This is a genomic window from uncultured Agitococcus sp. (genome assembly GCF_937920075.1).
GTDB lineage: Bacteria > Pseudomonadota > Gammaproteobacteria > Pseudomonadales > Moraxellaceae > Agitococcus.
In genome coordinates this window covers 1-8966 of record NZ_CALETI010000250.1, presented here as the reverse complement: position 1 = coordinate 8966, position 8966 = coordinate 1, and the positions used below count along the sequence as shown (strand labels likewise).

Sequence of the window (8966 nt, the reverse complement as noted above, 5' to 3'; positions counted from 1 at the left end):
TAAATTTATAAATAAGGAATTTATAGTGGAAAACACGATTTTCTGTGGATAAGTCACTTTTTTCATTTAAAAACAAATACATGACCTGTGGATAACCCTGTGGACAAAATGTGGATAACTTTTGGGGTAAAAAGTTATCCACATAGTTATCCACAGAAAATCGCAAGTTATCCACAGCACTTATCCACAGAGTTATCCACAGGTTGCTTTTGTAATTTTTTACATTTTTTTTGCTATTTTTTGAGCTGACAAATGACTTCAGCTTGCGTACAATGACCAGCCTTTTTAACGGCATTGGAGGCGCATGATGATCTGGACGCTGTGTCTTGAACGTCTGCAAGACGAAATGCCTGCGAATCTGTTTGGCATGTGGATTCGCCCACTGCAGGTCGAAGAAAGCGACACACATTTACGTTTGCTGGCACCAAATCCTTTTTTTCGTAAACATATTGCTGAAAAATACTTAGAGCGTATTCGCTTATTAGCGGCTGATTTTAGTGAAGGCCGTATTGCACAGGTGACTTTGGAGGTTGGGACGAAGTTTATGCGTGCTGAGGAAGCACCAAGAGCTACCCCCCCCTCCCCTCCCCCGCCGCCAGTGGTGGTGGAAAGACCTAAACCAAACCTTAACGAGGGCTTTACCTTTGCCAATTTTGTTCAAGGTAAAGGCAACCAGTTGGCTTATGCGGCGTGTCAGGCAGTCATGGAAAGTCCTGCAGATACACACCATAACCCCTTGTTTTTGTATGGGGCTACTGGTTTAGGAAAAACACATTTGATGCAATCTGTTGGTCATGCACTAATGGAAAAAAAGCCAAATGCGCGAGTGTTGTATTTAACCTCCGAAAAATTTGTCGGCGGTTTTGTATCGGCATTGCAACGTGGTGCGATTGATGATTTTAAAAAATCCTGTCGGGATTTAGATTTATTATTAATTGACGATATTCATTTTTTAGCAGGTAAAGGCGCAAGTTTAGAAGAGTTTTTTTATACTTTTAATACCCTTTTAGAGAATAACGGACAGATTATTTTAACCTCAGATCGTTATCCTAAAGAAATTCCAGATTTAGATGAACAATTAAAATCTCGATTTTCTTGGGGATTAACGGTGCAGTTAGATCCGCCTGATTTAGAAACTCGTGTGGGGATTTTAAGAAAAAAGGCTGAAGTTAATAAAATGGATTTACCAAAACCTGCGGCGTTATTTATTGCACAACATATTCAGGCTAATGTTCGTGAATTAGAAGGTGCATTAAATAAAGTGATTGCAACAGCTCGTTTTCAAGGGCGTGCAATTGATATTGATATCGTTAAACACGCATTAAAAGATGTATTAGCCGTACGTGCTCGGCAAGTGAATATCGACAGTATTCAGAAAATGGTTGCTGAATATTATCGAATCCCTTTACGAGAATTAACGGGACATAAACGAACCCGTATTTATGCACGGCCTAGACAAATAGCCATGGCTTTAGCTCGTGAATTAACGGGTGAGAGTTATCCAGATATTGGGGCTGCCTTTGAGGGACGCGATCATACGACCGTAATTCACGCTTGTGACAAAGTCGATGAGTTACGTAAATTGGATAAAGAAGTCGCCGAAGATTATCACAATTTAATCCGTTCATTACACGGTTAATTATTTACGAGGATAGCATTATGAAATTATCCATGGCACGAGACCAATTATTAAAACCCTTACAACAGGTTGCAGGTGTTGTAGAAAGAAAACACACCATGCCGATTTTAGCCAATGTATTATTACGTGTCACAGAAGACGAAATTTCTTTTACAGGAACGGATTTAGAAGTTGAATTAGTTGCCACGCAAAAATTAACCGCAGAGCAATTTGTCCAAGCAGGTGAAATTACTATTCCCTGCCGTAAATTATTAGATATTTGCAAATCATTACCCGTCACTGCCAATATCGAATTAAGTTTAGATGAAAATAAATTATTGATTAAATCGGGGCGTAGTCGTTTTTCATTGGCAACATTACCTGCCCAAGATTTCCCCAGTTTAGAAGAAGATGCAGGTGCATTTTCCTTAAACATTAGCCAAGGTAATTTAAAGCGTTTAATTGAAAAAACCGCCTTTGCCATGGCGCAACAAGATGTACGTTATTATTTAACGGGCATGTTGTTTGAAGTTACCAACAACCAATTACGGGCTGTGACAACCGATGGTCACCGCTTAGCGTTATTTGATGCCCAAGCTGAAACCGTGCCTACAGACAAGATTCAAGTCATTGTGCCGCGTAAGGGTGTACAAGAGTTACAGCGTTTGTTGAGTGATGACGATAGCGCATTACACTTAACCTTTGGTAATAACCATTTGCAAGTGACCTTGCCAATTAACTCCGCCAAGAAAAAAGATGAAGAAGCTTCGGTTGAGGGCTTTGTGTCTTTTACCTCTAAATTGATTGATGGCAAATTCCCAGACTATCAACGTGTTTTACCACGTGGTGGTGATAAAATTGTGTTAATTAGCCACGAAGATTTTAAACAAGCGTTACAACGTGCTTCAATTTTGACAAATGAGAAGTATAAAGGCGTAAGATTCTTGTTAAAAAACAATGAGTTATGCGTTCAGGCGAATAACCCTGAACAAGAAGAAGCGCGTGAAGAATTAGCTGTTGAGTATAATGGTGAAGAGTTAGAAATAGCCTTTAATGTTCAGTATTTAATTGATGTGTTAGGTGTTTTGCAAGGTACAAACACCAAAATGATCTTGAGTGATTCTAATGCATCAATGTTGGTACAAGAAACAGATAGCCAAGATGCTTTGTATGTTATTATGCCAATGCGCCTATAAATGGTAATATATAAAAGTGTTAGATAGACTGTTGATAACAGGGGTGCGCAATTTGCGTCCTTGTTCGCTGTCATTGTCACGATTGAACTTGTTTTATGGTGATAATGGCAGTGGAAAAACCTCTATCTTGGAGTCTGTACATTTATTGGCCATGGGGAAATCTTTCCGTAGTCATCAAATTCGTAAGATTATTCAGCATGGCCAAGAGCAATGCACAATATTTAGTCGTTTAAATCAGGGACAGCAACTAGGTATTTTAAAAAATATTGAAGGAAGTCAAATACTTAAGCGTGATGGACAAATTGTCGCAAATATGGCACTGCTTACTTATGATTTACCTGTGCAATTAATTGATCCTGAATCTATGGCTTTATTAGATTCAGGTACAAAACCACGGCGACAATTATTAGATTGGCTAGTGTTTCACGTGGAACAAAATTTTTTTACAACATGGCAGCGTTATCAGCGCGCATTATTGCAGCGAAATGCCTTGTTAAAAAAAGATAAAGTTGATGATTTAGAGTGGCAAGTTTGGGAGCAAGAGTTAGCAACAAATGCGCAAAGCTTGCACCAGATGCGTCAGCGAGTATTTGAGGGTTGGTTGAATTTTGTACAGCAGGCTTGTGCTATACTATTACCTCAATATCAATTAACGATAGAGTATATTGTGGGTTTTGATGTTGAGCAAAATTTGCAGACTCTTTGGGCTGAAAGTCGAGAAAAAGATAAACAACGAGGCTTTACCCAAATTGGAGCGCAACGCGCAGATGTACAAATAAAAACGGAATTGGGTTTGGCTGAAGCGGTATTATCACGAGGCCAACGTAAGTTATTGGTGTGTGCATTAAAGTTGGCACAAGTGGCTTACTTAAATACCTATCAGAAAAAATGTGTGGTTTTGTTGGATGATTTATCATCTGAACTAGATAAACAAGCACGTAGTCGCCTTTTAGCAATGTTGCATCAGTTGGGGGCGCAAATGTTGATTACGGCAGTTGAAGCCGACGATATATGGCCAACTTTATTGGCATTGGATGGTCAAGCAAAATTGTTTCACGTGGAACAAGGTGAAGTTTTGTTGCAATATGGGTAGAGAATAAGTCTTTATCTAAGAAGTCGAATATAGATATTTTATTGATTGGCTCAGTGAGCTAAAACATTGAAAGAGAATCTTTAGTGGCCAAATAAGCGATAATCGCGTAAGGCCTAAATAGGTAAAGCAGATGACAGCATCACTCTAAACACGGTGATGTTATTGGTTTTTTGAGGAAAAAACATGACTGACGGTAATAATTACGATTCTTCTAGTATTAAGGTGTTGCGTGGTTTAGATGCCGTACGCAAACGTCCAGGCATGTATATTGGTGACACTGACGATGGTTCAGGCTTGCATCATATGGTTTTTGAGGTGGTCGATAATGCGATTGATGAAGCATTAGCAGGCTACTGTAGTGAAGTAAATGTGATTATTCATGCGGATGAATCTATTACCGTAACCGATGATGGTCGTGGTATTCCTGTTGATATTCATCCTGAAGAAGGGGTGTCTGCTGCTGAAGTGATTATGACGATTCTTCATGCGGGCGGTAAGTTTGGTGCGGAAGATGGCACAAACTCTTATAAAGTATCAGGTGGTTTGCATGGCGTGGGTGTATCGGTAGTTAATGCTTTATCAGTGCGTTTGCGTTTGGTTATTCGTCGTAATGGTAAAGTTTATGAGCAGGATTATTCACACGGTGAGCCACAATATCCCTTACGTGAAATAGGGGAGACTGAACGTCGTGGTACAGAAGTACGCTTTTGGCCAAGTGCAGAAACCTTTACCAATATCCATTTTTCCTATGATATTTTAGCTAAGCGTTTGCGTGAATTATCATTTTTAAATTCTGGCGTACGTATTGTTTTAAAAGATGAGCGTACAGGTGCACAAGATGTTTTTGCTTACGAAGGTGGCTTGGCGGCGTTTGTTGATTATTTAAATACCAATAAAACTAGCTTAAATAAAGTATTTCATTTTAATGTGCAAACTGACAGTGGCATTGGTGTTGAAGTGGCATTACAGTGGAATGATGGTTATCAAGAAAATATTTTTTGCTTCACCAACAACATTCCCCAACGTGATGGCGGTACACACTTAGCAGGCTTTAGAGGCGCATTAACACGTACTCTTAACCAGTATATTGAAAGTGAAAATGTTCTGAAAAAAGAAAAAGTCTCGCCAACGGGCGATGATGCAAGAGAAGGGTTAACCGCGATTGTGTCGGTTAAAGTGCCAGATCCTAAATTCTCTAGTCAAACCAAAGATAAATTAGTTTCTTCAGAAGTGCGTCCTGTGGTTGAGTCAACCATGAACGAACGTTTACAAGAGTATTTATTAGAGAATCCAGCGGCTGCTAAATCTATTGTTGCTAAAATTGTTGAAGCCGCAAGAGCGCGTGAAGCAGCTCGTCGTGCGCGTGAAATGACCCGCCGTAAAGGTGCTTTAGATATTGCTGGGTTACCGGGTAAATTGGCCGATTGCCAAGAAAAAGATCCTGCATTATCTGAATTATATATCGTTGAGGGTGACTCTGCGGGTGGTTCAGCTAAGCAAGGTCGTAACCGTAAAATGCAAGCGATTTTGCCGTTAAAAGGTAAAATCTTGAATGTCGAAAAAGCTCGTTTTGATAAGATGTTATCCTCGCAAGAAGTTGGCACGCTAATTACCGCGTTAGGATGTGGTATTGGCCGTGAGGAATATAATCCAGACAAATTGCGTTATCATAAAATTATTATCATGACCGACGCTGACGTTGACGGTTCACATATTCGTACTTTGTTGTTGACCTTCTTCTTTAGACAAATGCCTGAGTTATTGGAACGTGGTTATATTTATATTGCTCAACCGCCGTTGTATAAAGTGAAGCGTGGTAAACAAGAGCAATATATTAAGGATGATGATGCGCTAGAAGTGTATCTCACGGATACTGCATTAGACGATGCAGCGTTATATGTTAACCCATCTGCGCCACCTGTATTGGGCACTGCTTTAGCGGAGTTATTGGCTGAGTATCGTAGTGTACAAGGCACGATTCGTCGTATGAGTCGCGTTTATCCTGATGTATTACTTGAGCAACTATTAAAATTGCCTGCACTGAATAGTGAAACTTTGGGTGAACAAGCAACGGTTGAGGCATGGGCAAGTAAGTTGCAAACAGTGTTAACGAGTGCAGCTGATCCAAGCCAACGTTTCTTGGTGGAGACGATTGAAGATACCGAACAACATCGTTTTGTGGTGCAAATAGAAATGGTCGCACATGGCGTGCCTCATACCTATCGTTTGAATTATGACTTCTTCGCTTCTAATGAGTATCGTCGTATTGCGCAATTGGCCGCTAAGATCGCAGGCTTGCTAGAGGAGGGCGCATATATTAAACGTGGTGAGCGTGTGCTATTAGTCAGTGAGTTTAAGCAAGTCTGGCAATGGTTAATGCAAGAGTCTCGTCGTGGTAACGCTATTCAGCGTTATAAAGGATTGGGTGAGATGAATCCTGATCAATTGTGGGAAACGACAATGGATCCTAATAATCGCCGTATGTTGCGTGTGACCATTGAAGATGCGATTCGTGCTGACCAAATGTTTACCTGTTTAATGGGTGATGCGGTTGAACCTCGCCGTGACTTTATTGAGCAAAACGCATTAATGGTGGCTAATTTAGATGTCTAATTAAATCACACATTTGTTGAGTTATTTGACACAAAAAAGGACTGAAAAGTCCTTTTTTTGTGTCTGCAAAATAGTAAAAATTAGAGTAATATCGGCACACTAATTTCATACTAAAACAATAAGCATTAGCTATTATTAATGTGGAAAAAATAATTAAACCACATTGTTACAGAGGGATGTCGTCATGCAGGATTTTTCTTTTTCTAGTGTTAAAACCGTGATTAATGGTTTAGGTTCTTGTCGTCGCCAATTAGGCTCAAGTGCGCGTCAACTGGGAATAACACGCGCGTTAATTGTGACCGATAATGGTATTGTCAATTCTGGTTTAATTGAACCTGCTTTAGCGAGTTTAACAGAGGCTGGTATTAGCAGCGTGGTGTATACCGACGTAGTAGCTGATCCACCAGAGTCAGTCGTTGAGCAAAGCTTGGCATTTGCCAAAGAACAAGGTATTGATGGTGTAATTGGTTTAGGCGGCGGCAGTTCTTTAGATGTTGCTAAAGTGATTGCTTTACTAACCCATTCTAGCCAAACGCTACAACAGGTCTATGGTGTTGGCAATGCCCAAGGTACACGCTTACCATTAATTCAAATTCCAACCACTGCTGGTACGGGTTCTGAAGTTACGCCGATTGCGATTATTACTACAGGCGAAACCACTAAGCAGGGGATTGTTTCACCATTATTGTTAGCCGATATCGCCTTGTTGGATGCTGAGTTAACAGTCGGTTTGCCAGCGGCAGTCACCGCTGCAACAGGGGTGGATGCGATGGTGCATGCGATTGAAGCGTATACCAGTAAACTTCGTAAAAACCCTTATTCAGACGTTTTAGCGTGTGAAGCATTACGTTTGTTGTCTCGTCATATTGTCACCGCTGTTGAAGATGGCTCTAACCTTGAAGCACGTCAAGCCATGCTCTTTGGCGCAATGTTAGCAGGGCAGGCATTTGCTAATGCACCTGTTGCCGCAGTCCATGCTTTAGCCTATCCCTTAGGTGGTCATTATCATATTTCACATGGCTTAAGTAATTCTTTAGTGCTACCGCATGTGTTGCATTTTAATTTACCTGCTGCATATCCCTTGTATGCCCAATTGGCTAATGTTATTAATCCTTATGCGCGAGCTAAACCAATGACCTTAGCTGAGTATTTTATTGATGCGCTACAAACGGTAATTCACGCAATTAAGTTGCCAAGCCGTTTACGTCAAGTGAATGTGCCTGAGTCAGATTTGCTAATGTTGGCGAAAGATGCCATGTTGCAACAGCGTTTATTAATCAATAATCCACGAGAGCTAAGTGAAGCAGATGCTTTAGCCATTTATCAGGCAGCCTATTAGCGAGAAAAATATATGCCACATCCACAACCGTCAACACGCACTGACTATGCCTTTATTACACCAATTACCACCCGTTGGAGTGATAATGATATTTATGGCCATGTTAACAATGTCACTTACTATAGCTATTTTGATACTGTGGCCAATACCTATTTAATTGAATATGGACATTTAAATATTCATACTGATCAGGTAGTGGGGTATGTAGTTAACTCTGGTTGTAATTATTATGCGCCTGTCGCTTTTCCTGATAAGTTAGAAGGTGGCTTGCGAGTTAATCGTTTGGGTGTATCTTCGGTGGAATATGGTTTAGCCATTTTTAAAGAAGGTGAGGATGTGGCGGTGGCGGATGGTCATTTTGTCCATGTTTTTGTCGATAAACAAACGAATAAATCAGTGCCTATTCCTGATATGATTCGCAAAGCCTTAGAAAGAATTAAAGCCTAAAACAACAAAATTAAAACTTAGGATTCAATAATGCTTAACTCTGCGTATCCTTACTATTTGGCTAATCAAGCAGTCTATGCTAATCAAGATTTAGCGATTACCAACAAATATACAGGTCAGGTGGTGACACACGTTGCCTTAGCCAATGAACAGGCGATAGATCAGGCTTTAAGCGCGGCGGTTAATGCACAACATGCAATGGCACAATTGCCTGCTTATCATCGCCAGCAAGTGCTAGAGCACTGTGTACAGCGGTTTAAACAGCGTGCTGATGAGTTGGCCTATAGTTTGTGTGTCGAGGCAGGTAAACCGATTAAAGATGCACGTGGCGAGGTTACACGACTGATTGACACCTTTAAAGTGGCGGCAGAAGAAGCAACTCGAATCAATGGTGAAGTGTTAAATTTAGAAATCAGTGCGCGTGCCAAAGGTTATCGTGGTATGACTAAACGTGTACCTGTGGGTGTGTGTTCGTTTATCAGTCCGTTTAACTTTCCGCTTAATTTAGCTGCCCACAAAATTGCGCCAGCCATTGCCGCTGGATGCCCCTTTGTGTTGAAGCCAGCAAGCTTAACGCCAATTGGTGCTTTGCTGATAGGTGAAGTATTGGCCGAAACTGATTTGCCTCAAGGTGCATTTTCAATTTTACCGTGTAGTCGT

The 8966-nt window shown here is 40.7% G+C and carries 7 protein-coding genes; all 7 read left to right on the top strand.

Annotated features, from left to right (window positions below; genetic code table 11):
* Positions 1 to 307: 307 nt before the first annotated feature.
* Positions 308 to 1639 (top strand): chromosomal replication initiator protein DnaA, encoded by a 1332-nt coding sequence (dnaA, locus tag Q0212_RS08695; RefSeq protein WP_297924577.1) that lies wholly within the window; start codon positions 308 to 310, stop codon positions 1637 to 1639.
* 20 nt (positions 1640 to 1659) lie between these two features.
* Positions 1660 to 2814: a DNA polymerase III subunit beta gene (dnaN, locus tag Q0212_RS08690; protein WP_297924575.1), complete on the top strand. Its 1155-nt coding sequence runs from the start codon at positions 1660 to 1662 to the stop codon at positions 2812 to 2814.
* 16 nt (positions 2815 to 2830) lie between these two features.
* Positions 2831 to 3907: a DNA replication/repair protein RecF gene (gene recF, locus Q0212_RS08685; RefSeq protein ID WP_297924573.1), complete on the top strand. Its 1077-nt coding sequence runs from the start codon at positions 2831 to 2833 to the stop codon at positions 3905 to 3907.
* Between the two features lie 183 nt (positions 3908 to 4090).
* Complete coding sequence (gyrB, locus tag Q0212_RS08680; RefSeq protein ID WP_297924571.1) at positions 4091 to 6520, top strand: DNA topoisomerase (ATP-hydrolyzing) subunit B; 2430 nt, start codon at positions 4091 to 4093, stop codon at positions 6518 to 6520.
* Positions 6521 to 6704: 184 nt separating this feature from the next.
* Complete coding sequence (locus Q0212_RS08675) at positions 6705 to 7859, top strand: iron-containing alcohol dehydrogenase (protein ID WP_297924569.1); 1155 nt, start codon at positions 6705 to 6707, stop codon at positions 7857 to 7859.
* A gap of 12 nt (positions 7860 to 7871) precedes the next feature.
* Complete coding sequence (locus tag Q0212_RS08670) at positions 7872 to 8306, top strand: thioesterase family protein (protein WP_297924566.1); 435 nt, start codon at positions 7872 to 7874, stop codon at positions 8304 to 8306.
* Positions 8307 to 8336: 30 nt separating this feature from the next.
* Positions 8337 to 8966, top strand: a 630-nt coding sequence (locus tag Q0212_RS08665; protein ID WP_297924564.1) for an aldehyde dehydrogenase family protein, incomplete at its 3' end; no start/stop codon positions are given.

Bases quoted from the DNA above. Each gene is read 5' to 3' on its own strand.
- dnaA (WP_297924577.1), top strand. From the start codon at position 308: ATGATCTGGACGCTGTGTCTTGAACGTCTGCAAGACGAAATGCCTGCG.
- dnaN (WP_297924575.1), top strand. From the start codon at position 1,660: ATGAAATTATCCATGGCACGAGACCAATTATTAAAACCCTTACAACAG.
- gyrB (WP_297924571.1), top strand. From the start codon at position 4,091: ATGACTGACGGTAATAATTACGATTCTTCTAGTATTAAGGTGTTGCGT.
- Q0212_RS08675 (WP_297924569.1), top strand. From the start codon at position 6,705: ATGCAGGATTTTTCTTTTTCTAGTGTTAAAACCGTGATTAATGGTTTA.
- Q0212_RS08670 (WP_297924566.1), top strand. From the start codon at position 7,872: ATGCCACATCCACAACCGTCAACACGCACTGACTATGCCTTTATTACA.